A 26,249-nucleotide genomic window follows, 5' to 3' on the forward strand; every position below is an offset into this window, starting at 1 on the left:
ACGGAACCCTTTTGGCCTTAGGCCAATGCTGTCCCGCAAATCCAATAACTAAAGCCGATAGGCTGTGGGAGTGTTCCATGATCAAGTCCTTGCTCAAGCGTTCCTCGCTGTCCCTTGCAACCACCGCACTGGCCGTTGGCGTCGTCACTGGCGCCCAGGCCGGCACTCTGTCCATCGGCCATACCACCTGGGTTGGTTATGGCACGCTGTATCTGGCTCGCGATTTGGGCTACTTCAAGGAGCAGGGCCTCGACCTGCAGCTGACCACCATGGAGGAGTCCTCGATGTACATGGCCGCCCAGGCCTCCGGCCAACTCTCCGGCTCGGCTTCGACCATCGACGAGATCCTCAAATACCGTCCGCAGTTTTGCTTCAAGGCGGTGGCCGCGCTGGATGACAGCTACGGCGGTGACGGCGTGCTGGTGGGCAAGGAGGTCAACAGCCTGCAGGAGCTCAAGGGCAAGGCGATCGCGGTCAACGAGGGTTCGGTCTCGCAGTTCTGGCTGTCCTATCTGCTCAAGCAAAACGGCATGTCCATGAGCGATCTGCAGGTGCAGAACATGACCGCCGACGACGCCGCCACCGCCTTTATCGCCGGGCGCATTCCGGCCGCGGTGACCTGGGAGCCGCACCTGTCGCTGGTGCGCCAGAAAGGTCAGGGCAAGGTGCTGATCGACAGCACCAAGACGCCCGGGATCATCGTCGATGTGGTGGCGCTCAACTGCGACGTCATCGAGAAGCAGCCGGAAGACGTCAAGGCGCTGGTCAACGGCCTGTACAAGGCTGTGCAGTACACCAAGGAGCATCCGCAGGAGGCCTACGCGATCATGGCCAAGGGCGTCGGCGGCTATCTGGCCGATCCGCTCGAGATGGCGAATGCCGCCAAGGGCGTGCGCTTCTATGACCAGCCCATGAGCGAAAAACTGCTCGGCACTCCCGGCAAGCCCGGTGACATCGCCGAGTTGATCGAGCTGGCCAACCAGACCTGGAGCTCACTGCAAGGCAAACCCTTTGCCGTCAGCTACGACGACCTGGTCGACAGCACATTCGTCAGCCCTTGAGCGGAGGCAATCATGGCCAATTCAAAATCATGGCTTAACCGCTGCCTGACGCCCAAGGTCGACTTGCCGGCCAAGCTGCTTCTCGGCGCCAGCACAGTCTGTTGGCTGCTGGTGATCGGCCTTTGGGCCGGGCTCTCCTACGGTGGCGTGGTACCGACGATGTTCCTGCCCACCCCCGGCGCGGTGCTGGAGGCGGCCGCACGTCTGGGTAGCGACGGCACCCTGGCGCAACACGTCTGGGCCAGCGTCGAGGTGGTGCTGATCGGCTTCATCGTCTCCTCCCTGGTGGCGGTGCCGCTGGGGCTGCTGATGGGCAGCTTCCGCATCGTCCAGGCGTTCCTCGAACCGCTGGTGAACTTCATCCGCTACCTGCCGGTGACCTCCTTCGTGCCGCTGTTCATCCTCTGGATCGGCATCGGTCTGGAGCAGCGGGTGACGGTGATCATCTTCGGCGTGTTCTTCCAGCAACTGGTGATGATCGCCGACGTCTCCAAGGGCGTGTCCAAGGACCTGATCAACGCCTCCTACACCCTGGGCTCCAATCGCCGCGATGTGCTCTTCCACGTGCTCGGCCCGGCGTCGCTGCCGGGCGTGCTGGATACCCTGCGGGTGACCATGGGCTGGGCCTGGACCTACCTGGTGGTGGCCGAACTGGTCGCGGCGTCCAGCGGCCTCGGTTACATCAGCTTGAAGGCCATGCGCGGCTTCCAGGTCGATGTGATTTTCCTCGCCATCGCCATCATCGGCCTGCTGGGCCTGGTGACCGATCAACTGTTCCGACTTCTTCGACTCAAGGTGGCCTCATGGGCGCAGTAGCAGCGGTGCAACGTGACGATGCGGTTTCGTTAGCGGCACAAATCGGGGCTCCGGCGCGCTTGCGCGTCGACGCGGTCAGCCTGCAGTACCAGACGCCCAGCGGCTCGACCTTCACCGCCTTGGACAAGGTCTCCTTCGAGGTGCCGGATCAGCAGTTCGCGGTGCTGGTCGGCCCCTCCGGTTGCGGCAAGTCGAGCCTGCTGTATCTCACCGCCGGCCTGGCCGAGCCGAGCGCCGGCAGCATCCATGTCGGCGGTCGGCAGGTCGAGGGGCCGGGCGTCGACCGCGGCATGGTGTTTCAGAGCTATACGCTGTTCCCCTGGCTGACGGTACGGCAGAACATCGAGTTCGGTCTCAAGCGCCGCGGCATGCCGGCCAGGCAGCGCGCCGAGATAGTCGACTTCTACCTCAACGAAGTCGGCCTCGCGCAGTTCGCCGATAACTATCCCAAGCAGCTCTCCGGCGGCATGATGCAGCGCGTGGCGATCGCCCGCGCGCTGGCCAACGATCCGCAGATTCTGCTGATGGATGAACCCTTCGGCGCGCTGGATAGCCAGACCCGTTTGCAGATGCAGCAACTGCTGCTGCGGGTGTGGGGTAACAGCAAGAAGACCGTGCTGTTCGTCACCCACGACATCGACGAGGCGATTCTGCTTGGCGACCGCGTCTATGTGATGGGCGCCCGTCCGGGGCGGATCAAGAAGATCCTCGATGTGCCGATCGAGCGTCCGCGCACGCTGGACATGGTCATGGAGCGCTCGTTCATCGAGATGAAACGCGAGATCTTCGGCCTGCTGCACGACGAGCTGGAAGAGGCGCACTGACGGCCGCTCCCCCTCTCTCTTCGGGAGGGGGAAGGGTTTGCCCCTGACTCAAGACTCCCCCCCTCCCGCAGCGGCCGACAGCCGGCCTGGCGGCGACCATCATCCCCAGCACCTGGCTGGCCTATTCGCGCCAGCGGGCAAGGTCGCCGGAGAAGACGCGGACGTAACCCAGACCACGGCTATCCATGGCGCTCTCCTCGCATCTGCCAGGCCTTGGCCCGCCCCGAAACCAACGCTGGGAGAGGCCCCATGGAGAGCGATTTAAACGGCTTAGCGGAGGGACAACCATCCTGCGATGGGACTAACGCGCAAGGCCGGTCGGGGCTGGGGTTATGCGGGGGGCATGAAGAAAACAAGCCATTCGGGCCGAGGACAGCGCGCTGTTCAACAGCGCTTTCGAAGCAAGGCCTGGTGCGACGCGCCAGCTTGGTGAAGACGCCGCGCAGGTGCGGCCGGTCGGTGTTTTTCCTATGGACTAAGCTCGTTCTAAAGAGGTTATAAGAATGTGGGCGTGGGGTAGTGCCGGCTCTTGCCCAGAGCTATCCGTCATGCGGTTGATAAACCTAAGTAGGATTCTAAGGGCAGCATTCCATGCGCTACATGATCCCTTGTGTTGAGCAGCTTGACCGCGCCGCTCTAGAGCTGCACTACGACAACCCCGTAAATAGCAGGCTCGCGTTATCGGATGCCCACATCCGGATGGAAGTTGATCGTGCGCGTGGGAAGTGAGTGTCTAACGTCCCCCCTAATGCCCCCAAACAATGGAACACGGGGCTTTCTGCTTGTCGTCTTCTGTCTGTTCGCCTTTGATGCTTATGCCAAGACGGCCAGCGAAGTTTTCGATGCGGTTTCGCCCAGTGTTATCGTGATCCGAACTTTCGACGCCCAGGGCAAGGCGTTGGGATTGGGCAGCGGCGTGGCGCTGGGCGGAGGCATGGTTGCCACAAACTGCCATGTGCTTGCAGGTGCCGAGCATATGCGAGTGCAGCACCGGAAAAGAGAATATCCGGCAGCTCTGCGGCACAGCGACTGGGATAGGGATGTCTGCACCCTCGCCGTGAACGGGCTTAAGGCCGCGCCTGTAACTTTGGGCAGCACCGCTCGCCTCAAGGTGGGCGCACGGGTTTATGCCATCGGCGCACCCAGAGGGCTGGAACTCACTTTGTCCGAGGGCATTATTTCCAGCCTGCGCCCGGTGGCAGGCGGTCAGTACCTTCAGATCACCGCCCCCCTCTCCCCCGGCTCCAGTGGTGGCGGCCTGTTTGATGAACAAGGCCGGCTCATCGGGTTGCCCACCTTTTATCTGGCCGAGGGCCAGCAACTTAACTTTGCCGTGCCGGTGGAATGGATCAGCGAACTGCCCAAACGGCACAAGAGCACTGAGGAAACCACGCAGACTCCCTATCTCGACTGGCTCAATAAGGCGGCGGCGCTGCAAGTGAAACAAGATTGGGCCGGGCTGTTAAACCATGCACGGCGCTGGACCAAGGCGCAGCCGCAGGCCGCCGTGGCTTGGCACTGCTTGGGCTTTGCCTACGGGAAATCCGGCCAGAGCGCCAAGGCCATCGAAGCCTACCGACAGGCAGTGCGCATCAACCCGGAATACGCCGAGGCCTGGTACAACTTGGGCGTTGTCTACGGGAAATCCGGCCAGACCACCAGCGCCATCGAAGCCTACCAACAAGCAGTGCGCATCGACCCGGAAGATGCCGATGTCTGGAACAACCTGGGCGCTGTCTACGGGGACTCCGGCCAGATCGCCAAGGCCATCGAAGCCTTCCAGCAGGCAGTGCGCATCAACCCGGAATTTGCCAAGGCCTGGCTCAACCTCGGCGTTGTCTACGGGGACTCCGGCCAGATCGCCAAAGCCATCGAAGCCTTCCAACAGGCAGTGCGCATCAACCCGGAATATGCCAAGGCCTGGCTCAACCTGGGCGGTTCCTACGGGAAATCCGGCCAGACCGCCAAGGCCATCGAAGCCTACCGACAGGCAGTGCGCATCGACCCGGAAGATGCCGAGGCCTGGTACAGCCTAGGCGTTGCCTATCGCCTATCCGGCCAAGCTGAGCAGACCCTGGCAGTTTATAAGCGCCTCAAGGCACTCGATCCGGCAAGGGCGGAGCAGTTTCTCAATGAGAATGTGCTGCCCTGATGACGAACACTGAACGGGCCCCCTGAAACCCAGGACACCGACTCAAGATTCCCGCCGCGGCCGCCAGCCGGCCTGGCGCAGGGCTTCCAGCAGGGTGGCGCTATCCAGCGCCTGGACCCGGTGGCCATTGCCCTCGACGGTATCGGCCGCCAGCAGCGCATTGATGATGGCTTCCTCCACGGCCTCCGCCGCGGCGAGGAACAAGTCGCCAATATGGTCGTTGTTGACCATGCGCAGGCCGTCGCAGGTGAAGGCGCCCTTGCGCTCGTAAGCGGTGGCCTCAAGCTGCTGGTTGCCAGTGGAGAAGGCGACGAAGATATCGCCGCTGCAGTCCTCGTTACCGCCGCCGGTGCGGGCGATGCCGATGCTGGCGCGCTGGGCCAGGCGGGTGCACTGGTGCGGCAGCAGCGGCGCATCGGTGGCCAGGCAGACGACTATCGAACCCATCCCCGGATGCGGCAGATCGGCGCGGAGGAACGGCGAGGTGGCCTTTTCCATGTAGCGCCCCACCGGGTAGCCATCCACCCGCAGCTCGCGGCGCGTGCCGTGGTTGGCCTGGACTATGGCGCCGACTGTCCAGCCGCCCTGCGCCGCGCTCAGGCGCCGCGAGGCGGTGCCGATGCCGCCCTTGTACTCGTGGCAGATCATGCCGCTGCCACCGCCGACCGCGCCTTCGGCCACCGGGCCGCCGACGGCGCGGTCCAGGGCTTCGGCCACATGTTCGGGGCGCACATGGAAGCCGTTGATGTCATTGAGCAGGCCGTCGAAGGTTTCCAGCACCACCGGCATATTCCAGTACAGGCGCCCGTCATCGGGCTGATCCTGGCGGTCCAGGGCGATCAGCGCGTCGCGCACCACACCAATGCTGTGGGTGTTGGTAAAGGCGATCGGGCTGGTCAGTAGGCCGGCCTCGCGAATCCACTCCAGGCCCGTGGCATCGCCGTTGCCGTTGAGGATATGCACGCCGGCGAAGCACGGCTGCTGGGTGGTGGAACCCGCACGCGGCTCGATCAGGGTGACGCCGGTGTTGATGTCGCGGCCGTTGGCGCTACGCCCCCGGATATTGCTGTGACCGACGCGCACGCCGGGTACATCGGTGATGGCATTGAGGGGGCCGGGTTGCAGTTGGCCGAATTGGATGTGCAGATCGCGGGCACGAAGTTTCATGGCGGAACTCTCAGGCAATTTAGGTAAAAAAAGCGCACACCGTTCTGGGCCTGCGCCGGGTAACTGATGTCGGCTCAGCGGCCGCTCGTGATGTTGCTCCAGGCCCGCGTGCGGACACGCTCGATTGCATGGGGCTGCGGTTGCAGGGTGAACAGCTTGGCTATCACCTCCGCCGAGGGATAGATATTCGGACTGTTGCGCACCTCGGCCGAGGCCAGCGCGGTCGCGTCCTTGTTGGCGTTGGCGGTGAGCGCCAGATCGGTGGCCGCCGCTGTCACCTCGGGGCGCAACATATAGTTGATAAAGGTCAGCCCTTCTGCGGGATGCTGGCTGTCTTTGACCAGGACCAGATTGTCGATCCACAGCGGCGCCCCTTCGATGGGGATGCTGTATTCGACTTTCACTCCCTTTCCTGCTTGGTCGGCGGCTTGCTTCGCACCGAACACCGTGCCGGACCAGGTCAGGGCCAGGCAGATATCGCCGTTGCTCAGATCGCTTTGGATTTTCGACGAGTCGAAATAGGTGATGTATGGGCGCAGTTTCAGCAGCAGTGCCTGGGCCTTTTTGTAGTCATCGGGGTTGCTGCTGTTGGGTGACAGGCCAAGGTAGTGCAGGGCAATCGGCATGACCTCGGCGGGGGCATCCAGCAGTGCCACCCCGCATTGGCTGAGCTTGGCGAGGTTTTCTTCCTTGAACAGCAGGTCCCAGGAGTTCACTGGGGCATCACTGCCGAGAGCGGCCTTGACCTTGTCGACGTTGTAGCCCAGCCCATCGGTGCCCCACAGGTAGGGTATGGCGTACTGATTGTCGGGGTCGTTCGCGCGAATTTTTTCCAGCAGTACCGGGTCGAGGTGCTTCAGGTTGGGCAGTTGGCTGCGGTCCAGTTTCTGCAAGGCACCGGCCTTGATCAGGGCCGGCAGAATGAAATTGCTGGCCACCACCACGTCATAACCGCTACGGCCGGTCATCAGCTTGGCTTCCAGCACTTCGCCGCTGTCGAAGGTGTCATACACGGGCTGGATGCCGGTGTCGCGCTGGAAGTCCTTGAGGGTGGTCGCGCCGATATAATCGTACCAGTTGTAGACATGCACGCTGGGGGCGTCGGCGGCTGCCGTTGCTAGCCCGCAAGAGAGGCATGCGCCAAGGCCGAGGTTGAGGCGCGAAGTGCGGGAAAGCATCATGGGGTCACTCCTGTCGCAGGGCTGGATGTTGTTCTTGTCGCGAACAGACTAGAGTGCCGACGGCGTGTCACCAATTCCCATCAGGGGTTACTCGATAGGGGTAGGCTGTGGATGCATTACTGAAGGAGCTGCCAATCCATCAGGGGCTCGCGGAGCTGTTCGAGCAGCTCGGTACGCCGCGCTTCTGGCGTAGCCTGGTGGAGACCCTGCGGCTGTTGGTCCCGGCGGACAACGCGCTGCTGGCGCTGATGCCTCGTGAGCGGCCGCCGCAGGTGTTGGAGGTCTTCGAATTCACCCGTCTGGGCGAGGCCGACCAGTTTGCCGATTACTGCTCCGGCATGTACCTGCTCGACCCCTTCTACCAGGCCGCCAGCAGCGGCATCAGCGACGGCCTGTACCGACTGGAGACGCTGGCGCCCGATCAGTTTCGCCAGAGCGAGTATTACCTGAGCTATTTTCGGCAGGTGGTGGGCCGCGATGAGCTGCAATTCATGCTCAACCTCGGCGAGGGGTTGGTGCTGGGATTGTCACTGGGCAGCCATACGGCCTTTCGCAACGAGCAGGTCGGTGCCCTGCTGTGCGTGCGCGATTGGGTGCTGGCGGCCATGCGCAAGCACCTCGCCCTGGCCCGCATCGAGGCGCCGGCTGCTGCGCTGGCACCGACCGACTTCGCCGCGGCTCTTGGCCAGTTGGCGGCGCGGCTCACTGAACGCGAGAGCGAAACGGCGCGGCTGATCCTTCAGGGTTTCTCCAGCAAGGCCACCGCCCAACGGCTGGGCATTTCGCCGGAGACCGTGAAGGTGCACCGGCGCAACCTGTACCACAAGCTTGGGGTCGGCAGTCACGCCGAGCTGTTCGCGCTGTTTTTGCAGCAGGGCGGCACGCCGGTTCGGGCAGTTAGTCTCAATCCAGCTTGAGCACCTTGGCCAGGACGATCTTCGGGCCTTTCATCTTCTTGACGATGATGCGCAGGCCGTCGACCTCCAGCACTTCTTCCTCTTCCGGTACGCGTTTCAGCGTTTCGTAGATCAGCCCGGCGAGGGTCTCCGCATCGATATGGTCGAGGTCGACGCCGAGCAGGCGCTCGACCTTGAACAGCGGCGTGTCGCCACGTACCAGCAGCTTGCCTGGCTGGTAGGCGAGGATGCCGCGCTCGGCCTTGCGGTGTTCGTCCTGAATGTCGCCGACCAGTGCTTCCAGCACGTCTTCCATGGTCAGGTAGCCGATAACTTTGCCGTCGGCCTCCTCGACCAGGGCGAAGTGCGCGCCGCCCTGGCGGAATTGCTCGAGCAGGCGCGACAGCGGCATGTGCCGGCTCACTCGCTCCAGCGGGTGCATCAGCTCGCCGAGTTTGAGTGCCGAGGGCAGCATTTCCAGCAGCGACAGGTGCAGCAGCAGATCCTTGATATGCAGGACGCCGACAAAGTCGCCGGCGGCCTCGTCGTACACCGGGTAGCGGCTGTATTTGTGCCGGCGGAACAGGCTGAATACCTGATCCAGTGTCGCGTTCAGCTCCAGGTAGACCAGGTCTTCACGGGAGTTGGCCCAGTCGACTACTTCCAGCTCGCCCATCTCCACCGCCGAGGCCAGCACGCGCATGTCTTGATCGCTGGGGTCGCTGGCGCGGCTGGAATGCAGGATCAGCTTGAGCTCGTCGCGGCTGTAATGGTGCTCATGGTGCGGCCCCGGTTCGCCCTGGCCGGCGATGCGCAGAACGGTATTGGCGCTGGCATTGAGGATCCATATCGCCGGGTACATGGCCCAGTAGAACAGGTACAACGGGGCGGCCGTCCACAGCGAAAGCAGCTCGGGCTGGCGGATCGCCCAGGACTTGGGTGCCAGCTCGCCGACCACGATGTGCAGGTAGGAAATGATGAAGAAGGCAGTGAAGAAGGCGAAACCATGCACCAGTTTCGGCGAGTCTATGCCGAGGCTTTCGAACAGCGGCTGGAGTAGGTGGGCGAAGGCCGGTTCACCGACCCAGCCCAGGCCAAGCGAGGCCAGGGTGATGCCCAGCTGGCAGGCCGACAGATAGGCGTCCAGCTGATTGTGCACGGTGCGCAGGATATGCCCGCGCCAACCGCTCTTCGCGGCGATGGTCTCGACCTTGGTGGAGCGCAGTTTGACCATGGCGAACTCGGCGGCGACGAAGAAGCCGTTGAGCAGCACCAGCAGCAGGGCGAAAAGAATGAGACCAAAATCGGCGAAATAGGCGGCGTTGTAACTAGGGGAAGGGTCCATAAGGGTGTTTCAAGGATTCCGGATAATCAGGGGAGGGCACCGCGAGCATGGGTGCCAGTCGTCCAGATTAGCGGCTAGCGCACGACTTGCCCAGTCCCCGTGCGCTCGGCGGCATCAGCGCTTGACCACTTGGGTCGAGGGGAAGTGGCAGGTGAAGGTGCTGCCTTTGCCCAGCACACTGCTGATATCCAGGCGTGCGCGGTGGCGCAACAACACGTGTTTGACGATGGCCAGCCCGAGCCCGGTGCCGCCGGTATTCGAGGCGCGGCTGGAGTCGACCCGGTAGAAGCGCTCGGTCAGCCGTGGCAGGTGTTTGGCTTCGATACCCAGGCCACTGTCCTGCACGCTCAGATGCGCGCCTTGCTCGTCGCCCCACCAACGGATGCGGATCTCGCCCTCATCCGGGGTGTATTTCACCGCATTGAAAATCAGGTTGGAGAAGGCGCTACGCAGCTCCGTCTCGCTGCCTTTGAGCTTGAGGCTGGCGTCGGCTTCCAGGCTGATACGGTGATGGCGCTCGCTCGACAGGGCTTGCGCGTCGCTTTTGATCGACAGCAGCAGCAAGTCGACGGCCACCGGTTGGTTGTCCGAGGGGTAATCGGTAGCTTCCAGCTTGGCCAGCAGCAGCAAGTCATTCAGCAGATTCTGCATCCGCCCGCCTTGCTGTTGCATCTGTTGCAGGGCGCGTAGCCAGCGTGGGTTGATGTCGTCGACGTTATCCAGCAGGGTTTCCAGATAGCCGGAGATCACCGTCAACGGAGTTCGTAGTTCATGCGAGACGTTGGCGACGAAGTCTTTGCGCATCTGCTCCAACTGGTGCAGACGAGTGATATCGCGCACCAACATCAGGTGTTCGCGGTTGCCGTACTGGGTGATGTGAAATTGCAGGCGCAGGCGGTCGTTGATCGGTGAGGGCAGCTCCAACGGTTCGCTGTGGTTGTTCTGCTCGAAGTAGTCTTTGAAGGTTGGATGGCGGATCAGGTTGGTCACTGGCTGGCCGCTGTCTTGCGGGGTCTTCAGGCCGAGCAAGGTTTCCGCTGCGCGGTTCCACCACTCCAGGTTGCCATCGCTGTCGAGCATGATCACCGCATCATTCAATGCCGCGGTGGATTCCTGCACTCGATCGATCACCGCTTGCAGGCGTCCACGCACCCGTTGGTCGCGTCGTTGCAGGTGGTAGATGTTGTCGAAGACTTCGCCCCACAAGCCGTAGCCATCCGGTGGTGGCTCATCCGCTTGGTGACGCTTCAGCCATGTGTGCAGGCGCAGCAACTGGGCCAGGGTCCAGCCGAGGTAGGCGGCGAGGCCGACCACCAGGCTCCAGGCATATTCGCCGCTGATCAGACCGACCAGCAAACAGCCGGCCAGTAGCAGTAACAGGCGACGGATTACGGCGCCACGCCAGTCTTGATTCACGTTGCAGCCATCCTGGCGCTAGCTTTTGGTGGAGAAACGATAGCCGGTGCCACGTACGGTTTGCACCAAATTCTCATACACCTCACCGAGCGCCTTGCGCAGGCGGCGGATATGTACGTCAACGGTGCGCTCTTCGACATACACGTTGCCGCCCCAGACCTGGTCGAGCAATTGGCCGCGAGTGTAGGCGCGCTCCTGGTGGGTCATGAAGAACTGCAACAGGCGATATTCGGTGGGCCCCATCTCGGCCGGCTTGCCGTCGATGGTCACGCGGTGGCTGATCGGGTCGAGCAGTAGGCCGCCGACTTCGATCGGTGCTTCACCATCGCTGGGCCCGGCACGGCGCAGCACCGCCTTGAGCCGGGCGACCAGTTCGCGCGGCGAGAACGGTTTGGTGATGTAGTCGTCGGCGCCGACTTCCAGGCCCTGGATCTTGTTGTCCTCTTCGCCCTTGGCGGTGAGCATGATGATCGGGATACCGCCGGTCAGCTCGTCACGCTTCAGCCGCCGCGCCAGTTCGATACCAGAGGTGCCGGGCAGCATCCAGTCGAGCAGGATCAAATCGGGTTTGCGGTCGACGATGATGGCGTGGGCTTGCTGGGTGTTTTCCGCTTCCAGGCACTCGTAGCCGGCCATTTCCAGGGCGACCGCGATCATTTCGCGGATCGGCGCTTCGTCGTCAACGATCAGGATGTTCTTGCCAACCATGGGTCAAGCCTCGGCTCGTTTAGCTGTCTTGCGCCGCATTAGATAACGGAATTATTGCAGCGGTGTGACAGGCCGATGTTAGCGGCTTTGCCTGCGCCTGGCTCGTCTATGCTCAACGCGGTGTCCGGCGCTCGGCTGGACGCTTGGAGCCTGGCGTAGAAAACCTGGCACACACAGGGCTTTCATGGCTCTACCTGCTTATTTGTCGAGGCTGTCCGGCCGTGGCCACAATTGGCTGCCTGGTCGTCTCAGCCCACTTAGAGGAGATACATGATGAGAACTTCCCCCACCATGATGGCGCTGCTCGCGGGCGCTGCACTGGCGTTGTCAGGACTCGTCCATGCGGCAGAGCCGGCAATGGAGAAGGACGGTATGTTGGTCGACAGCAAAGGCATGACGCTTTACACCTACGATAAGGACGCCATGGGTAAGTCCAACTGCAACGACTCATGCGCAACGAACTGGCCACCGCTGATGGCGGAGGCTGGCGCGAAGGCCGATGACGATTGGACCGTGGTCAAGCGCGACGATGGCACGATGCAATGGGCTTATTACGGCAAACCGCTGTACACCTTTATTCAGGACAAAAAGGCCGGCGATATGGTCGGTGACGGCAAGGGGGGCGTCTGGCACGTGGCCAAGCCGGAATGAGATCGATCCCCCAGCCTGCCACGCCTTGGCGTGGCAGGCTGGGGTTAGCGCAACGCGTAGTCGGCGACGATACCGAGGAAAATCGCCAGCCCGGCCCAGTGGTTGTGTAGAAAAGCCGCCAGGCAGGCCTGCGGCTCACGCGCGCGGGTGCTGTAAAATTGCCAGGCAAAGCACAGCGCCGCCACGCCCAGCCCGAGGTGGAAATACCCGCCCAGTGCAAAACGCGCCCCGGCCAGCAGCAGGCAGAGCAGGGCCAGCCCCTGTAGCGTGGCGATGATCAGGCGGTCGGCGTCGCCGAACAGAATGGCGGTGGACTTCACTCCGATCTGCAAGTCGTCATCGCGGTCGGCCATCGCATAATAGGTGTCGTAGGCTACCGTCCACAGCAGATTGCCGAGATACAGCAGCCAGGCGGCAGCCGGCAGCGCGCCGGTCTCGGCGGTAAAGGCCATGGGCATCCCCCAGGAGAACGCCGCGCCGAGCACCACCTGCGGGTAGAAGGTATAGCGCTTCATAAAGGGGTAGCAGGCGGCCAACGCCAGCCCGCCGAAGGACAACCAGACCGTCGTGGCATTGGTGCAGAGCACCAGCGCGAAGCTCAGCACCAGCAGCACGGCAAATAGCACCAGCGCTTCGCGGGGCGCGATTTTGCCACTGGCCAGCGGGCGTTCACGGGTCCGTTTGACGTGACCGTCGAAGTTGCGGTCGGCATAGTCGTTGATCACGCAACCGGCGGCGCGCATCAGGATCACACCCAGCACGAAGATCAGCAGATTGCTCAGTGACGGCACACCTTTGGCCGCGACCCAGAGCGCCCAAAGGGTTGGCCACAGCAGCAGGTAGATGCCGATGGGTTTTTCCATGCGCATCAGTTGGACAAAATCCCAGGCGCGGGGATGCAGGTGATTGAGCGATTTCAGCAAGTTGACGTACATCGACGGCTCTCCGGGCAAACTGCGCGGATTATACGGTGTGGATTTGCGCCTGTTGCCACAAGGTCGGTAGAAAGACTTCCGCCAGTAGGGTGGGTTAGGCGCGCACGTTAACAAGAGCGCTATGCCGAAAAGTGCGACGCGCCGTAACCCACCATTCGCGCGATGTCGCTCCGACCTTCAAGCCTCGACGTCGGCTGCAACCCAAAGCGTGGGTAGAAAGACTTCCGCCACCAGCACCGCCAATCCGCCACGGCTGAAGCTGGAGCGGCGGGCCCACAGGCGCTCGGCGCGGACTGCCACGGGTAGCCAGGCGGCGGGGTAACGGCTGACTTCGATGGCGCCACGGGCGAAGGCGCGGTCGCTGAACAGCAATTCGCCGAGGGAGCGGCTACCCAGTTCACGCAACGCCAGCCCGGAGCCTTCCAAACTGCTGCGCGCCGCCACGCTACGGGCGAAGACCCAGGGTTGGCCGTGACCGCGCAAATACACCTCGCGCACCCAGCCTTGGCTGCCGGCCGGCACCTGCAGTGCGGTACACTCGTCGTTGCGCAGCGTCTGCCAACCTTCCGCCAGCGGGGTAACGCTGAACGCTTCGGCGGAGAGGGCAGTCAGCCGCCGGGTCAGCGAGCCTTGATCGAACAACCAATCACGCAACACGGCCGCGGGCGCGGGGTGCAGCTGCGTGGCGGTCAGCCAGCGGGGGGGGTGAGCGAGGGCGGCGTGCGGCACTGGAACAGGTATCTGCGGCAGTCGAGGCGGCGAGCTTAGCATGTTTGCCAGGCCCGGCTGCGCCCCAGCCAAAGGTCGGAACTGCCCGATGGCACTTGCGTACTGGCGTGTCGATCAGTACAAAGCGCCCAGAGCCGGCCGGCATTTTTCTAACCATCGACCGCCGCGCCAAGAACGCCTGAAGAGTTGAGGTAGTAGCTGATGAAGAAGTGGCAGTGTGTGGTCTGTGGCCTGATTTACGATGAAAGCCTGGGTTGGCCGGATGAAGGCATTGTCGCCGGAACCCCGTGGCAGGATGTTCCGGAAGACTGGCTGTGCCCGGATTGTGGCGTGGGCAAGCTGGACTTCGAGATGATCGAAATCGCTTGATCGAGCCTTCCACGCCTTCAGGGCTGGAAACATTCAGTGCAACGGCGACCTTTGGTCGCCGTTGTCATTTTTGGCCTTAGCCAAATTGAGCGAAAGCTCTCGCCGGTCGGGGCGGCGCGCGCGACCTATCCTATGTCGGGCCAGGGTTCCTGGGCATTGGCGGCAGCGGGCAATTGCGGTAGGGTCAAAAACGACGTTCCGCACGGCGGAGGCGAGCGATGCGCAAGTGGCAATGTGTGGTGTGCGGCTTTATCTACGACGAAGCTGAGGGGCTGCCGGAAGAGGGCATAGCCCCAGGGACGCGCTGGGAAGACATTCCACCGGATTGGCTGTGCCCGGACTGTGGCGTCGGCAAGATAGATTTCGAGATGATCGAAATCAACTAGCAGGTAGTTTAAATACTGCGGCGGAGGGACAGGTTGCGTCGTACAGCGCTGCGTATGGCTTGTGACCCCTGCAAGCGCCGCGTCCTCAGTACTTTTCGCCTGACCGTTCCTGCACTTACGCTGCTTTATTCAACATACCTGTTGGTAGTTTTAATTCTCCGCGTTGGCTTCCGGGTCATCGCGTCGTTGCAGTCTTAGGAGTGAGTGATGAGTGCACCTGTGGTGATCGTCGGCACCGGCCTGGCCGGTTACAACCTGGCCAAAGAATTTCGCAAGCTCGATGGTGAAACACCGCTGCTGCTGATTACCGCCGATGACGGCCGCTCCTATTCCAAGCCGATGCTTTCCACCGGCTTCGGCAGGAACAAGGACGCCGACGGCCTGAGCATGGCCGAGCCAGGCGCCATGGCCGATCAGCTCAAGGCCGAGATCCGCACCCATACCCGAATCACCGGCATCGACCCCGGCCATAAACGCCTGTGGATCGGCGAAGAGGCCGTGGCTTACCGCGATCTGGTGCTGGCCTGGGGCGCGGAAACCATTCGGGTGCCGGTGGCAGGCGATGCTCAGGACGCGATTTTCCCGATCAACGATCTGGAGGACTACGCGCGTTTCCGCGCGGCGGCAGCGGGCAAACGTCGGGTGTTGCTGCTCGGTGCCGGTCTGATCGGTTGCGAGTTTGCCAACGACCTCAGTCTCGGCGGCTATGCGGTTGAACTGGTGGCGCCCTGTGAGCAGGTGATGCCGGGGTTGCTGCACCCGGCCGCGGCGACCGCGGTACAGGCCGGCCTGGAAGGGCTCGGTGCGCGCTTTCACCTCGGCCCGGTACTGGTCAGTCTGCAGCGCACGGCGGAGGGTCTCGATGCCCATCTGTCCGATGGCACGCGGCTGCAGTGCGATGTGGTGGTCTCGGCCGTCGGCCTGCGTCCGCGGGTCGACCTGGCGGCGGCGGCCGGACTGGCGGTCAATCGCGGTGTGGTGGTGAACCGTCAGCTGCAGACTTCCCACGCGAATATCTTCGCGCTCGGCGATTGCGCCGAGGTCGATGGCCTCAACCTGCTCTATGTGATGCCGTTGATGAGCTGCGCGCGAGCCCTGGCGCAAACCCTTGCGGGCAAGCCGACCGCGGTCAGCTATGGGCCCATGCCGGTGCTGGTGAAAACGCCGGCCTGCCCACTGGTGGTCTCGCCGCCGCCGCGTGGTTTGGATGGGGAATGGACGGTGGAGGGCAATGGTGCCGATATCAAAGCGCTGTGCCGCGATGCGACGGGTCGCTTGCTGGGCTATGCGCTGACCGGCACTGCCGTGCAGGAAAAACTGGCGTTGAATAAGGAACTTCCGGCTCTCTTGGCGTGAATGTCCTCTGTTCTGTCGGATCAGTCACGAAGTTGCCCCGGAAAATTGTCGGACGTGACTGGCGCAGGTCCTAACGGCGTGCCATTCTCCCTCGGGTCTGCCGCAGCGCAGAGCTGTTGCGGCGCCTTGGGCGCTGTTCTGGAAGGGCAGCACGGACACAACAACAACAAACCGTCAAAGGGGCTTTCTATGCGTAAACCGGAACTCGCCGCCGCCATCGCGGAAAATACCGATCTCACTAAAGATCAGGCCAATCGTGTACTCAATGCCGTGCTTGAAGAAATCACTGGCGCGCTGAACCGTAAGGACAGCGTGACCCTGGTCGGTTTCGGCACTTTTGTGCAACGCCACCGTGGCGCCCGCACAGGGAAAAACCCACAAACCGGCGAGCCGGTGAAGATCAAAGCCAGCAACACCGTCGCTTTCAAACCGGGCAAGTCCCTGAAAGACGCCGTGAACTGAGCCTTGGACGCCCGGAGCTAACTGGCTCCGGGCGCGCCTCAGACCCAGCGAAAGGCTGGCTGTAGTCCTCGCGACAAACCGCTACAATGCGCCGCCGTTTCACTTTCCCCGAGGCCGTGCGCATGAAATTCCGCTTTCTCCTCTGGATGCTGGGCCGCCTGATGGCCAAGGCCAGTCGTGGCAATCCCGCGTTCCAGCAGCAACTGCTTGACCGCGATCTGGTGTTCCAGCTGCATACTCTGGATGGCAAGATCGCCCGGCATTTCATCGTCAAGAATCAGCGGGTGGTCAGCCAGCGTGGCAGCGTTGCCCAGCCGGATTTCGCCCTGGGCTTTAAAGATGCGGCCTATGGCTTCGCAACCATGAGCGCAAAGAACAAGCAGTTGGCCTTTATGCAAGGCATTCAGAACAAAGACATCGAGATCCAGGGCAACCCGGCGCTGGTGATCTGGTTCCAGGGTCTGACCAAGTACTTGATGCCAAAGAAAAAACCCGCAGAGAAAAAAGCCGCCTGACTCTCGCTCTGCCGCGTTGCCGCTGATTCAGCGCGGCTTGCCAAAAGCGCAGCAGGCCGAGGTGGAACAGGCTTTTGCGGCCGATCTGCTGAGCTTGGAGTTGCCTCAGCGATAGCGACTAAGCTGGATGCCAGCCAGCTCAAGCAGGCCGGACCGCCGCCGAAGTCGAGCCCTTGCGGGTCTCCAGCGCGGAGGCGGTAGAGTCATTCATGCTCTACGCCTACCGGCAGATGCCCAGCGAGCAATTGGCCGATTACCCCGTGCTCTATGAGCAGGCGCCGGTCAGCCTCTTGCTCCAGGCGACGGTACAGGCACTGCCGGAAGTTTTCGCCGCGCGGCGGGCGGCCTTGAAATAGCTAGCTGCATAAACACCCCACGGGGCCTCATTAGGCCCCGTGGGGTGTTTTGCTTGCGCAGAGTCGGTGTCAGTGCAGCGGGTGGTGGAACTGCAGAGCCAATTCACGCAGTGCCACTTCGGCTTCCAGTACCTTGCTTACCGCATCCTCGGCTTTGTCACGCGTCAGCCCCAGGCGCTCGAATAGCGCTTGTGGGATTACGCTTTGCGGTCCAGAGCCGATGCCACGGTTACGCAGCAAACTGACGGCCAGACAGACCAGATTCGGGTAAGCGGCATGCGCGCCCTGGTAGTCCGGGTCGTGCTGGAAGCGCAGCGCGCTGGCCAGTTCTTCCGGCATATCCCAGTAACGCATCAACCAGGCGCCGATCTGTTCCCGGCTAATCCCCAGCAGGTGCTGCTCTATATAGCTGTGGCTGAGGTGCGGATTGACCTCCAGGTGTCGGCAGATCAGCGAGAAGTGCGGCGGGAACACATGCGCCAGTACCAGATAGCCGAAGTTGTGCAGCAAGCCGGCAAGGTAGGTCAGACCGGCTTCCGGGCGTTGTGCGCGCGGTATGGCGCGGGTCAGGCCTTCGATCACCGCCGCGGTGTAGATCGCTTGCTGCCAGTACGGGGTGGCGTGTTGTGGCTGATCCTTCGGCAGGCTCAGGGTTTTACCCAGCGCCAGGCCGAGGGCGAGGTTGATCACCAGATCGAAGCCGAGCACGCGCACGATGGCATCTTCCACCGAGCGAATCTTGCCTGGCGCCGCGTAATAGGGCGAAGCGGCCCAGCTGACGACCTGTGCGGCCAGTGCCGGGTCGGTTTCCACTACGCCGGTGATGTCATCGACGGTGGCGTCCGGATCGACGCGCAGCTTGATGATCTTCTGCGCGGTTTCCGGCAGCGGTGGGATCTCGATGGTTTCCTCGAGACGCTGCTGAATCCGCCGCGCGGTGAAGGCCTGCACCGCCTGGGTGATTTCCGCGCGGTCGTCGTCCGGGCGATCGAGGTTGGGCCGAATGCTGCTCAGCGGCTCGCCGAAACGTGCTGCGCTGGCCTTGCTCAGCAGGCTTTTGAAGGCTTCGCGAGGGATCTCCAGGAGCACGCCGGGCTGGCCGGACTCGATCAGCAGCTGGGGCTCTTGCAGTAGGCGGTCGTCATACAGGCAGGGTGAACTGGTCAGCGGCGGCAGCGCCGGGAACACGCCGAGGTCGTGCTTGGCCAACATGCGCTCCTGACGCTCGGGTTTGACCGCGGCGAGTTTGCGCCCGGTCAGTTCCGCCAGCCGATCGAGGTCGAGCAGTTGGCTCTGCGGGTAGAGCACCAGCAGGGCGCCGATGGCATCGTCGAGCAGCACCGCCTGCACCCGTTGCGCGGGCGCTAGCCCAGACTGCTTGTTGCGCACCTGGTAGGGTATGCCGAGCTTTTCCAGCAGCTGAAGAATCACCGCCGGCGGTTGCGGCGAGGTGTCGGTGGCGAAGGCTACTTCAGTCATGAGCGGGATCCGGCGGAAGAATTTCTGCCCGAGTATAACCAGCGGGCGTGGTGACTGACGGGTCAGCCGACCGGCGCCTGTGCGCTGGGTCACACTTGACCGTATTGTTGGCCGTGCCGTAACCAGCGTTCCAGCAGTGGGCTGACATGCTGCGGCCAGCGCGCCAGTAGGGCTTGTGCGGCATCGCGAACGGCTGGCAACAAGTCCGCATCGCGCATCAGGTCGGCGACCTTGAACTGCAGTAAGCCGGTCTGTCGGGTGCCGAGCATTTCTCCGGGACCGCGTAGCTCCAGGTCTTTCTCGGCGATCAAGAAGCCATCGCAGGTCTCGCGCATGATGCCCAGGCGTTCACGGCCGAGTTGCGACAGTGGTGGATGGTAGAGCAGCACGCAGTGGCTGGCGGCGCTGCCACGGCCAACCCGCCCGCGCAGCTGATGCAGCTGGGCCAGGCCGAGGCGTTCGGGGTTTTCGATGATCATCAGGCTGGCATTCGGCACGTCGACGCCGACTTCGATCACCGTGGTCGCGACCAACAATTGCAACTGGCCCTTTTTGAACTGGGCCATCACGGCGGCCTTTTCCGCCGGCTTCATGCGCCCGTGAATCAGCCCGACATGCAGGCCGCCGAGGGCGGCAGAGAGATCCTCGAAGGTGGTCTCGGCGGCTTGGCAGGTCAACTCCTCGGATTCCTCGATCAGCGTGCAGACCCAATAGGCCTGGCGCCCCTCGTGGCAGGCCGAGCGGACTCGCTCGATCACTTCGAAGCGCCGGCTGTCGGCCACCAGCACGGTGTTGACCGGGGTGCGGCCGGGCGGCAGCTCGTCGAGGATCGAGGTGTCCAGGTCGGCATAGGCGCTCATCGCCAGGGTTCGCGGAATCGGCGTGGCGGTCATGATCAGTTGGTGCGGGCAGAGACGCCCCTCGACGCCCTTCTTGCGCAGGGCCAGGCGCTGCTGCACGCCGAAACGGTGCTGCTCGTCGATCACCACCAGGGCCAGGCGCTTGAACTGCACTTCATCCTGAAACAGTGCGTGGGTGCCGACCACCATCGGCGTGCCATTGGCGATCTGCTCCAGCGCGCTAGCGCGGGCCTTGCCCTTGAGCTTGCCGGCCAGCCAGGCTACGTCGAGACCGAGCGGCGTCAGCCAGCGCTGGAAGTTGATGAAGTGCTGCTCGGCGAGAATCTCGGTCGGCGCCATCAGCGCGACTTGATAGCCGGCCTCCAGCGCTTGCAGGGCGGCGAGGGCGGCGACCACCGTCTTGCCGGCGCCAACGTCGCCTTGCACCAGGCGCAGCATCGGTTCGGGCTGGCTTAGGTCGTAGGCGATTTCGGCGCCGACCCGTTGTTGCGCGCCGGTTGGCTGAAAGCCCAGGTTGGCGAGGAACTGCGTGGGCAGTCGGCGCGCCTTCGGCAGTTGCGGCGCTTCTTGTGCGCGCAGGCTTTCGCGCAGGCGCTGCAGCGACAGTTGGTGAGTCAATAACTCTTCGAAGGCCAGGCGATGCTGGGCCCAATGCCGGCCCTCGGCCAGTTCCTCCAGATTGGCGTCCGCCGGTGGCCGGTGCAGGTAACGGATTGCCTCGTCCAGCGGGCCGAGCTGGTAGTCGCGCGCCAGTTCGGCGGGTAGCCAGTCCGGCAGGCTATGCGGGCCGAGCCGCGCCAGGGCCTGTTCGCTGAGCTGACGCAGGCGCTGTTGCGTCAGCCCCTCGGTGGTCGGGTAGATCGGGGTCAGCGTCTGCTCCACCGGGATCGGTTCATGGCCATTCAGCGAGCGGTATTCCGGGTGATAAATCTCCAGTCCCGAGGCTCCCGGCCGGGCTTCGCCGTAGCAACGCAGCTGGGTGCCGCGCTTGAGGCCGTCTTTCTGCGCCTGGCTGAAGTGGTAGAAGCGCAGGCTCAAGGTGCCGCTGCCGTCTTGCAGGCGCACCAACAGGCTACGGCGCTTGCCCATCAGCACATCGGCGCCGGCCACGACGCCTTCGATCACCGCATCCTGACCAGGGCGCAGGGCGCCGATCGGGATGATGCGGGTGCGATCCTGGTAGCGTAGCGGCAGGTGGAACAGCACATCTTGCAGGGTTTCCAGGCCGACGCGGGCGAGCTTTTCCGCCAAGGCTGCTCCTACGCCCTTCAGAGCGGTAACGGAAACCGCTGCCAGTTCAGTCATAGCGGCTGTGCCTTAAGCTTCTTGGGCCAGCGGCCGTGCGACCGAGCACAGGCGGATCGAGTCGGCCAGCACCTCGATCGCCCGCGGCCGCGGGAAGCTCGCGCGCCAGGCAATGGCCACCGTGCGAAACGGCACTGGCGGGGTTAGCGGGCGCACTTCGAATACGCCGGGGGCGTAGTGATGGCTGTCCACTGCGGAGAACGGCAGGATCGAGATACCCATGCCGGAGGCGACCATGTGCCGAATGGTTTCCAGCGAGCTGGATTCCACCGTGGTGTGCTTGGCGTGCTCTTCGCCGCCCTTGCGCAGGGTCGGGCAGGCTTCCAGCACCTGATCGCGGAAACAATGACCCTCACCCAGCAGCAGCAGGCTCTTGTCGTTGAGCTGTTCGGCGTCGATGGTTTTCTTCGCCGCCCATGCGTGGCCGTTGGGTAGCAGCACATAGAACGGTTCGTCATACAGCACTTTGGTCAGCACGTCGGCTTCCTGGAAGGGCAGCGCGATGATGACCGCGTCCAGTTCGCCGTTGCGCAGTTTGTCGCGCAGCACGTGGGTGAAATTTTCTTCGATATACAGCGGCATCTGTGGCGCGACGCGGTGCAGCTGCGGGATCAGATGGGGAAACAGGTAAGGGCCGACGGTGTAGATGGCGCCGACCTTGAGCGGTGCGGCCAGTTGGTTCTTGCCGGCCTGCGCCAGTTCGCGGATGCCTTGCGCCTGCTCCAGGACTTTTTGCGCCTGGGTGACGATGCCTTCACCGACCGGGGTCAAGCGGACTGCGCTCTTACTGCGCTCGAAGATCAGCACGCCGAGTTCGTCTTCGAGTTTTTTCACCCCGACCGAAAGGGTCGGCTGGCTGACATGGCAACGCTCGGCCGCACGCCCGAAATGCTGCTCTTGAGCCAGGGTGACGATGTAGCGCAGTTCGGTGAGGGTCATAGTGTTTTTCCATTGAAGTGCGCCCAAGCATAGCGGCTGCACTCAATGGAACCAACCAGGCCTGTACTCTTGTGCCGGGCGCAGGTCGGCTTAGCGGCGATCCAGGGAGTAGACGAAGGGCGCCACGACCTCCACGCTGCCGCCGTTCAGCAGTTCCGCCGGCGGTTTTGGCAGGGGTTGGGCACGCCTGATCATCGCCAGGGTGGCGCGATCCAGCGAGGCGCTGCCAGAAGTGCCGGCCAGCGAAACGCTGAGGACCTTGCCTTCGTGATCGACACTGAAGCGGATTCGACTGGTGCCTTCGAAGCCACGCCGGCGGGCGTCGTCGGGATAACGCTTATAGCGGGCTAGATGGCTGAGCAGCTTGCTCTGCCAGGTCACCTTGGCTTCAGAGGGCGCACTCGTGCTGCTCGGCTGCGGGGCTGCTGGAGCAGCGGGGGCGGTTGGCGGCGAGGGGCGCTCCTGCGGCTTAGCCTGTTCGACCGGCTTTTCCTGTGGCTTGGGCGGTTCTACAGGTTTTTGCGGCGGCTTGGGTTTGGGTTTTGGCTTGGGTTTTTCAACCACCAGCTTGGGTTTCGGCGCTTCGATTACCTCGGGCTGCGGTTCCGGCTCCGGCTGCACGATTTGCGCAGGCGCGGGTGGTGGCGGAGCGACTTCCGGCAGCGGCGCCAACTCGAGCAGCATCGCCGGTGGCGGCAATTCGACCGCCACGGCTTCCGCGCGCCAATACAGCGCCCAGACACCCAGGCCGATATGCAGACCAAGGACCAGCAGCAGACTGATGGCCCAACTCGACAGTTTGTGGCGGGTCTGGGTCATTTCTGCCCGACCGCCTCAAGCCCGACCAGGCCGACTTTGAGATAACCGGCCGCGCGCAAGGCGTTCATCACGTCCATCAGGTCGGCGTAATCCACGCCCTTGTCGGCGCGGAAGAAGATGGTGGTGTCTTTCTTCGCCGCGGTTTGCTGATCCAGCGCCTGTGCGAGCTGCTCACGGTTGATCTGCTGATCGCCGAGGAACAGGCTCTGGTCTTCCTTGACCGTCAGGTATACCGGCTTGTCCGGCCGTGGCTGCGGTTCGGCGCTGGAAGCGGGCAAATCGACCTTGATGTCGACGGTGGCCAAAGGCGCCGCGACCATGAAGATGATCAACAGCACCAGCATGACGTCGATAAAAGGCGTTACGTTGATCTCATGCGCTTCGACGAGATCATCACCGCCATCATTCAAATGAAGTCCCATATACAGGCTCTGTTGAGGTTTAATGACAGCCGCGACGGAGCCTGCTGTTGCGCAGGGCAAGGCGCGAGGAGTGTGATTTGGTTGTTCCAAATGAACGACGAGTAACGCAGCCCTGCGCAACAGCAGGCCCGTCCCTTCAGGCGACAACGCGGTTCGTCATTAAATTTCAACAGAGCCTTACCCCACTTTCACCACGTGTGGCTGGCTGCGTTCAGCCGGCAGGTGGTCGAGATCGCGGCTGACCAGCAGCAGGACTTGCGCCGAGGCGTCCGCGACTTGGGCCTTGTAGCCGGCGATCGAGCGGGCAAAGACGTTGTAGATGACCACCGCCGGAATCGCCGCGACCAGGCCCAGCGCGGTGGCCAGTAGGGCTTCGGCGATGCCGGGAGCGACCACTGCGAGGTTGGTGGTTTGCGATTTGGCGATGCCGATAAAGCTGTTCATGATGCCCCAGACGGTGCCGAACAGGCCGACGAACGGTGCGGTCGAACCGATGGTGGCGAGCACCCCGGTGCCTTGGCTCATCTGCCGGCCGCAAGCAGCGACCAGACGTTCCAGGCGGAAGCTGACGCGCTCCTTGATGCCTTCCTTCTCGCGGGTGTTGGCCGACAGGCGCATTTCCTCGAGCGCATCCTGCACCAGCAGGTGCGACAGGCTGCCGGTCTTGCGGACCTGTTCGCCGGCCTCTTGCAGCGAGCGGGTCTGTTTCAGCGTGGTTAGTTCGGTACGCAGGCGACGTTTGGCGCCGAGCAGCTCAAAGCCCTTGGCAATCCAGATGGTCCAGGTGATCACCGAAGCCAGGGCCAGGCCGATCATCACGATCTTCACGATGATATCGGCGTTCTGGTACATGCCCCAGGGCGACAGATCACTCGCCAGAGCCTGTTCCGCCTCTTCGACGGCCTGCTCCGCCGCGAGTGTTTCGACTGCCCCTTCGAGCTTTTCCAGTGCGGCGGCGGCCTCCGGGCTGAGCTCCGGCTTCGCCGCGTTGGCAACTGCCATTGCCGCGCTGGCGGGCGTGTTGGCCTGGGCTGCGGGGCTGGCGGCGGGCTCTTCGGCAAAGGCCACGCTGGGCGCCAGCAACAGGCTGAACAGCAATGCGGCGAGGCTACGCCAGGCGCGTGGCAGGTTGGGAAGGCGGGTTGGCTGCGTGCTGGATGGGATAGGATTCATGCTGGCCGGACCTGAGAGAAAGAAAAAACGGCTTGTCCATGGATGCGCTTGCGGAGGCGTCCAAAATGGGGGCGCATTATTGCAAGTAATTCTTGTTAACAAAAGTGATACCGTCTCTTTCGTGTTTATCTTTCTCGGGCGAAGGCTTTGCCCGTGGCTCTTGCGGCGCTAGGCTGCGAGCTTTTCAGTGGAGCATCCATGATGGCTGATACGCCCTCTGTGTTGATTGCCGGTTGTGGCGATGTGGGCGGCCGTCTCGCCGAGCGACTGCTGGCGAGCGCTTGGACCGTCTATGGTCTGCGTCGCAATGTCGCTGCGTTGCCGGCGGGTGTCCTGCCGGTGGCGGGTGATTTGGAACACAGCGAGTCGCCCGTGGCCTGGCCGACCGGCGGTCTGGATTATCTGGTCTATAGCGCCGCGGCCACCCGGGCCGATGAGGCGGGCTATCGCGTGGCGTATGTCGAGGGTCTGCGACATGTACTGGGCTGGCTGACGCAGCACGGGCAAACGCCGAAGCGCTTGCTGTTTGTCTCCAGTAGCGGTGTGTATGGCCAGCAGCAGGGCGAATGGATCGATGAGAGCTCTCCGGCTGAAGCCATGAGTTTTTCCGGACAGGTGATGCGCGAAGCCGAACAGCTGGCGCTGCACAGCGGGATTGCGGCGAGCCTGGTGCGCTTGACCGGCCTCTATGGGCCGGGCCGCGAGTGGCTGCTGACGCAGGTGCGGCAAGGCTATCGGGTGGCGGTTGAGCCGCCGCTGTATGCCAACCGCATTCATGTCGACGATGCCGCCGGGCTGTTGGCCTTCCTGCTGCAGGCAGATGCCCGCGGTGTGGCGTTGCAGGAGTGTTACCTGGGGGTCGACGACGCTCCGGCAGCGTTGGCGGAAGTGGTGGCCTGGCTGCGTGAGTATCTGGGCGTCACTCAATGGTCTGCAGAGGCGACGGTACGGCGTGCTGGCAGCAAGCGCTGCAGCAATGCCCGTGCCCGCGCGCTGGGATGGGCGCCGCAGTACCCGAGCTATCGCGAAGGTTATGCCGCAGTGTTGGCCGGGCCGAGGCTCTGTTGACGCAGCAACGCGGCGTGCTCGCTTACGTCAACAGAGCCTGAGCATGGATGCCAATCGCCTGCTGGTGCAGCCCTGGTTGTCGGGCGTGGAGCTGTTCCAGGCGGACTTCTCCGGGCAGCCGTTTGGCCGTCACAGCCATGACGCGTTCGCGATCGGTGCGATTTTGCAGGGAGTCGGCGGTTACCAGTGTCAGGGCGCCCGGCATGCGTTGCCGGCCGGCACGCTATCGCTGATGAATCCGCAAGAGCCGCACACTGGGCATGCCGAGTCGCCACGGCTGGTCTACCACATGCTCTATGTCGAGGAGGCGCGGCTGCCGACGTTGCTCGGCCGCAAGCGCTTGCCGCGCGGCTTCCATCAACTCAATCCGGCGGATGACGGCGCTGTGGCGGCGGAACTGGCGCGGCTGGCGGTTGAATTCGAGCGGTCGGACGCATTGGCCTTGGAGAGCCAGTTGCTGACGCTGTTGGAGCTGGTGTTCGTCCGCCACGGAGGTATGCGCCCGCTGCCTACAGCGCCGCGCGATGGTGGTAGCACGGCGCGGCTGCGCGATTACTTGGAAGCGCATTACCGTGAGGCGGTCAACCTGGAGCACTTGGCGACCCTGAGCGAGCGCCACCCACGGCATCTGATCGAGGCCTTTCGCCGCGTCTATGGGGTGCCGCCGCATACCTACCTGCTGCAACGTCGGATCCGTGAGGCCAAGCGCCTGTTGCTGGGTGAGGTCGAGTTGGCCGAGTTGGCGCTGCAGCTGGGTTTCTATGATCAGGCGCATTTCTGCGGCACCTTCAAACGCTTTACCGGCGTGACGCCTGGACGTTTTCGCGCTGCCGCGCGCACCTGAGTTTTCTCCAAGACC

27 protein-coding genes are annotated in these 26,249 nt (G+C 63.2%); 14 read left to right on the forward strand and 13 right to left on the reverse strand.

All coding sequences use genetic code 11. The features are described 5' to 3' along the window. The first annotated feature begins 77 nt into the window (after positions 1–77). The 4 genes from D3879_RS06070 to D3879_RS06085 all read left to right on the forward strand — a co-directional run bounded on the left by D3879_RS06070 (position 78) and on the right by D3879_RS06085 (position 4,853). The gene (locus D3879_RS06070; RefSeq protein ID WP_119953167.1) at positions 78–1,061 is read left to right on the forward strand and encodes an ABC transporter substrate-binding protein; all 984 of its coding nucleotides are present in this window, start codon (positions 78–80) and stop codon (positions 1,059–1,061) included. Between the two features lie 12 nt (positions 1,062–1,073). Next, positions 1,074–1,877 (forward strand): ABC transporter permease, encoded by an 804-nt coding sequence (locus D3879_RS06075; protein WP_119953168.1) that lies wholly within the window; start codon positions 1,074–1,076, stop codon positions 1,875–1,877. Then, positions 1,865–2,701, forward strand: a complete 837-nt coding sequence (locus tag D3879_RS06080; RefSeq protein WP_119953169.1) for an ABC transporter ATP-binding protein — start codon at positions 1,865–1,867, stop codon at positions 2,699–2,701. Before D3879_RS06075 ends, D3879_RS06080 begins: the two co-directional genes overlap by 13 nt. Before the next feature lie 712 nt (positions 2,702–3,413). Continuing rightward, positions 3,414–4,853, forward strand: coding sequence for a tetratricopeptide repeat-containing S1 family peptidase (locus D3879_RS06085; RefSeq protein ID WP_238474240.1), 1,440 nt, complete (start codon positions 3,414–3,416; stop codon positions 4,851–4,853). A gap of 42 nt (positions 4,854–4,895) precedes the next feature. Here the strand turns inward: D3879_RS06085 and D3879_RS06090 are convergent, their stop codons facing one another. Together D3879_RS06090 and D3879_RS06095 are read right to left on the reverse strand one after the other, a co-directional pair. Then, positions 4,896–6,020 carry a DmpA family aminopeptidase gene (locus D3879_RS06090; protein WP_119953171.1) on the reverse strand — a complete coding sequence of 375 codons (1,125 nt, stop codon included), beginning with the start codon at positions 6,018–6,020 and terminating at the stop codon, positions 4,896–4,898. A gap of 74 nt (positions 6,021–6,094) precedes the next feature. Then, a complete protein-coding gene (locus D3879_RS06095) occupies positions 6,095–7,198 on the reverse strand; it encodes a polyamine ABC transporter substrate-binding protein (protein ID WP_420800918.1) in 1,104 nt (367 codons plus the stop codon). 110 nt (positions 7,199–7,308) lie between these two features. Between D3879_RS06095 and D3879_RS06100 the strand changes: the two genes are divergently transcribed. Next, positions 7,309–8,118: a LuxR C-terminal-related transcriptional regulator gene (locus D3879_RS06100; protein ID WP_119953173.1), complete on the forward strand. Its 810-nt coding sequence runs from the start codon at positions 7,309–7,311 to the stop codon at positions 8,116–8,118. Here the strand turns inward: D3879_RS06100 and D3879_RS06105 are convergent. The 3 genes from D3879_RS06105 to phoB all read right to left on the reverse strand — a co-directional run bounded on the left by D3879_RS06105 (position 8,105) and on the right by phoB (position 11,566). Next, entirely contained in the window at positions 8,105–9,442 is a 1,338-nt protein-coding gene (locus D3879_RS06105) for a hemolysin family protein (RefSeq protein WP_119953174.1), read from the reverse strand. The genes D3879_RS06100 and D3879_RS06105 overlap by 14 nt on opposite strands. A 114-nt stretch (positions 9,443–9,556) precedes the next feature. Continuing rightward, positions 9,557–10,858, reverse strand: a complete 1,302-nt coding sequence (gene phoR / locus D3879_RS06110) for a phosphate regulon sensor histidine kinase PhoR (protein ID WP_119953175.1) — start codon at positions 10,856–10,858, stop codon at positions 9,557–9,559. Between the two features lie 18 nt (positions 10,859–10,876). Further along, complete coding sequence (gene phoB, locus D3879_RS06115) at positions 10,877–11,566, reverse strand: phosphate regulon transcriptional regulator PhoB (RefSeq protein ID WP_119953176.1); 690 nt, start codon at positions 11,564–11,566, stop codon at positions 10,877–10,879. A gap of 270 nt (positions 11,567–11,836) precedes the next feature. Between phoB and D3879_RS06120 the strand changes: the two genes are divergently transcribed. Continuing rightward, positions 11,837–12,217: a COG4315 family predicted lipoprotein gene (locus tag D3879_RS06120; protein ID WP_119953177.1), complete on the forward strand. Its 381-nt coding sequence runs from the start codon at positions 11,837–11,839 to the stop codon at positions 12,215–12,217. Positions 12,218–12,261: 44 nt separating this feature from the next. On the opposite strand, the gene ubiA is transcribed toward D3879_RS06120, so the two are convergent. Together ubiA and D3879_RS06130 are read right to left on the reverse strand one after the other, a co-directional pair. Continuing rightward, on the reverse strand, positions 12,262–13,152 hold the full coding sequence (ubiA, locus tag D3879_RS06125; RefSeq protein WP_119953178.1) for a 4-hydroxybenzoate octaprenyltransferase: 891 nt from the start codon (positions 13,150–13,152) through the stop codon (positions 12,262–12,264). A 177-nt stretch (positions 13,153–13,329) separates the two neighbouring features. Further along, a complete protein-coding gene (locus D3879_RS06130) occupies positions 13,330–13,881 on the reverse strand; it encodes a chorismate--pyruvate lyase family protein (protein ID WP_119953179.1) in 552 nt (183 codons plus the stop codon). A 201-nt stretch (positions 13,882–14,082) separates the two neighbouring features. Between D3879_RS06130 and D3879_RS06135 the strand changes: the two genes are divergently transcribed. From D3879_RS06135 to D3879_RS26480, 6 genes are all read left to right on the forward strand, one after another. Then, positions 14,083–14,250, forward strand: a complete 168-nt coding sequence (locus D3879_RS06135) for a rubredoxin (RefSeq protein ID WP_119953180.1) — start codon at positions 14,083–14,085, stop codon at positions 14,248–14,250. A 218-nt stretch (positions 14,251–14,468) separates the two neighbouring features. Further along, positions 14,469–14,636 carry a rubredoxin gene (locus D3879_RS06140; RefSeq protein WP_119953181.1) on the forward strand — a complete coding sequence of 56 codons (168 nt, stop codon included), beginning with the start codon at positions 14,469–14,471 and terminating at the stop codon, positions 14,634–14,636. Between the two features lie 207 nt (positions 14,637–14,843). Beyond that, positions 14,844–15,992: an NAD(P)/FAD-dependent oxidoreductase gene (locus D3879_RS06145; protein WP_119953182.1), complete on the forward strand. Its 1,149-nt coding sequence runs from the start codon at positions 14,844–14,846 to the stop codon at positions 15,990–15,992. Between the two features lie 189 nt (positions 15,993–16,181). Next, a complete protein-coding gene (locus tag D3879_RS06150; RefSeq protein ID WP_119953183.1) occupies positions 16,182–16,454 on the forward strand; it encodes an HU family DNA-binding protein in 273 nt (90 codons plus the stop codon). A gap of 122 nt (positions 16,455–16,576) precedes the next feature. Continuing rightward, positions 16,577–16,969, forward strand: a complete 393-nt coding sequence (locus D3879_RS06155; protein WP_119954904.1) for a helicase — start codon at positions 16,577–16,579, stop codon at positions 16,967–16,969. Between the two features lie 209 nt (positions 16,970–17,178). Then, a complete protein-coding gene (locus D3879_RS26480) occupies positions 17,179–17,325 on the forward strand; it encodes a hypothetical protein (RefSeq protein ID WP_158592067.1) in 147 nt (48 codons plus the stop codon). A 69-nt stretch (positions 17,326–17,394) separates the two neighbouring features. On the opposite strand, the gene D3879_RS06160 is transcribed toward D3879_RS26480, so the two are convergent. The 6 genes from D3879_RS06160 to exbB form a co-directional block, all read right to left on the reverse strand. Beyond that, positions 17,395–18,804, reverse strand: coding sequence for an aminoacyl-tRNA deacylase and HDOD domain-containing protein (locus D3879_RS06160; protein WP_119953184.1), 1,410 nt, complete (start codon positions 18,802–18,804; stop codon positions 17,395–17,397). An 89-nt stretch (positions 18,805–18,893) separates the two neighbouring features. Then, positions 18,894–20,969 carry an ATP-dependent DNA helicase RecG gene (recG, locus tag D3879_RS06165; protein ID WP_119953185.1) on the reverse strand — a complete coding sequence of 692 codons (2,076 nt, stop codon included), beginning with the start codon at positions 20,967–20,969 and terminating at the stop codon, positions 18,894–18,896. Positions 20,970–20,981: 12 nt separating this feature from the next. Then, complete coding sequence (locus tag D3879_RS06170) at positions 20,982–21,908, reverse strand: hydrogen peroxide-inducible genes activator (RefSeq protein WP_119953186.1); 927 nt, start codon at positions 21,906–21,908, stop codon at positions 20,982–20,984. Positions 21,909–21,998: 90 nt separating this feature from the next. Further along, positions 21,999–22,727, reverse strand: a complete 729-nt coding sequence (locus tag D3879_RS06175; protein WP_119953187.1) for an energy transducer TonB — start codon at positions 22,725–22,727, stop codon at positions 21,999–22,001. Then, positions 22,724–23,149 (reverse strand): TonB system transport protein ExbD, encoded by a 426-nt coding sequence (gene exbD / locus D3879_RS06180; RefSeq protein ID WP_119953188.1) that lies wholly within the window; start codon positions 23,147–23,149, stop codon positions 22,724–22,726. The genes D3879_RS06175 and exbD overlap by 4 nt, the downstream gene beginning before the upstream one ends. Positions 23,150–23,326: 177 nt before the next feature. Then, the gene (exbB, locus tag D3879_RS06185; RefSeq protein WP_119953189.1) at positions 23,327–24,322 is read right to left on the reverse strand and encodes a tonB-system energizer ExbB; all 996 of its coding nucleotides are present in this window, start codon (positions 24,320–24,322) and stop codon (positions 23,327–23,329) included. Between the two features lie 201 nt (positions 24,323–24,523). On the opposite strand from exbB, the gene D3879_RS06190 reads away from it, so the two are divergent. Then, on the forward strand, positions 24,524–25,390 hold the full coding sequence (locus D3879_RS06190; protein ID WP_119954905.1) for an SDR family oxidoreductase: 867 nt from the start codon (positions 24,524–24,526) through the stop codon (positions 25,388–25,390). A gap of 43 nt (positions 25,391–25,433) precedes the next feature. Next, complete coding sequence (locus D3879_RS06195) at positions 25,434–26,234, forward strand: AraC family transcriptional regulator (protein ID WP_119953190.1); 801 nt, start codon at positions 25,434–25,436, stop codon at positions 26,232–26,234. Positions 26,235–26,249: the final 15 nt, after the last annotated feature.

This window comes from Pseudomonas cavernicola, from assembly GCF_003596405.1.
GTDB lineage: Bacteria > Pseudomonadota > Gammaproteobacteria > Pseudomonadales > Pseudomonadaceae > Aquipseudomonas > Aquipseudomonas cavernicola.

Excerpts from the sequence above, each read along its gene's own strand:
- D3879_RS06070 (WP_119953167.1), top strand. The coding sequence starts at position 78 with ATGATCAAGTCCTTGCTCAAGCGTTCCTCGCTGTCCCTTGCAACCACC.
- D3879_RS06075 (WP_119953168.1), top strand. The coding sequence starts at position 1,074 with ATGGCCAATTCAAAATCATGGCTTAACCGCTGCCTGACGCCCAAGGTC.
- D3879_RS06080 (WP_119953169.1), top strand. The coding sequence starts at position 1,865 with ATGGGCGCAGTAGCAGCGGTGCAACGTGACGATGCGGTTTCGTTAGCG.
- D3879_RS06090 (WP_119953171.1), bottom strand. The coding sequence starts at position 6,020 with ATGAAACTTCGTGCCCGCGATCTGCACATCCAATTCGGCCAACTGCAA.
- D3879_RS06095 (WP_420800918.1), bottom strand. The coding sequence starts at position 7,198 with ATGCTTTCCCGCACTTCGCGCCTCAACCTCGGCCTTGGCGCATGCCTC.
- D3879_RS06105 (WP_119953174.1), bottom strand. The coding sequence starts at position 9,442 with ATGGACCCTTCCCCTAGTTACAACGCCGCCTATTTCGCCGATTTTGGT.
- phoB (WP_119953176.1), bottom strand. The coding sequence starts at position 11,566 with ATGGTTGGCAAGAACATCCTGATCGTTGACGACGAAGCGCCGATCCGC.
- D3879_RS06120 (WP_119953177.1), top strand. The coding sequence starts at position 11,837 with ATGATGAGAACTTCCCCCACCATGATGGCGCTGCTCGCGGGCGCTGCA.
- ubiA (WP_119953178.1), bottom strand. The coding sequence starts at position 13,152 with ATGTACGTCAACTTGCTGAAATCGCTCAATCACCTGCATCCCCGCGCC.
- D3879_RS06135 (WP_119953180.1), top strand. The coding sequence starts at position 14,083 with ATGAAGAAGTGGCAGTGTGTGGTCTGTGGCCTGATTTACGATGAAAGC.
- D3879_RS06140 (WP_119953181.1), top strand. The coding sequence starts at position 14,469 with ATGCGCAAGTGGCAATGTGTGGTGTGCGGCTTTATCTACGACGAAGCT.
- D3879_RS06145 (WP_119953182.1), top strand. The coding sequence starts at position 14,844 with ATGAGTGCACCTGTGGTGATCGTCGGCACCGGCCTGGCCGGTTACAAC.
- D3879_RS06150 (WP_119953183.1), top strand. The coding sequence starts at position 16,182 with ATGCGTAAACCGGAACTCGCCGCCGCCATCGCGGAAAATACCGATCTC.
- D3879_RS06155 (WP_119954904.1), top strand. The coding sequence starts at position 16,577 with ATGAAATTCCGCTTTCTCCTCTGGATGCTGGGCCGCCTGATGGCCAAG.
- D3879_RS26480 (WP_158592067.1), top strand. The coding sequence starts at position 17,179 with ATGCTCTACGCCTACCGGCAGATGCCCAGCGAGCAATTGGCCGATTAC.
- D3879_RS06160 (WP_119953184.1), bottom strand. The coding sequence starts at position 18,804 with ATGACTGAAGTAGCCTTCGCCACCGACACCTCGCCGCAACCGCCGGCG.
- recG (WP_119953185.1), bottom strand. The coding sequence starts at position 20,969 with ATGACTGAACTGGCAGCGGTTTCCGTTACCGCTCTGAAGGGCGTAGGA.
- D3879_RS06170 (WP_119953186.1), bottom strand. The coding sequence starts at position 21,908 with ATGACCCTCACCGAACTGCGCTACATCGTCACCCTGGCTCAAGAGCAG.
- D3879_RS06175 (WP_119953187.1), bottom strand. The coding sequence starts at position 22,727 with ATGACCCAGACCCGCCACAAACTGTCGAGTTGGGCCATCAGTCTGCTG.
- exbD (WP_119953188.1), bottom strand. The coding sequence starts at position 23,149 with ATGGGACTTCATTTGAATGATGGCGGTGATGATCTCGTCGAAGCGCAT.
- exbB (WP_119953189.1), bottom strand. The coding sequence starts at position 24,322 with ATGAATCCTATCCCATCCAGCACGCAGCCAACCCGCCTTCCCAACCTG.
- D3879_RS06190 (WP_119954905.1), top strand. The coding sequence starts at position 24,524 with ATGGCTGATACGCCCTCTGTGTTGATTGCCGGTTGTGGCGATGTGGGC.
- D3879_RS06195 (WP_119953190.1), top strand. The coding sequence starts at position 25,434 with ATGGATGCCAATCGCCTGCTGGTGCAGCCCTGGTTGTCGGGCGTGGAG.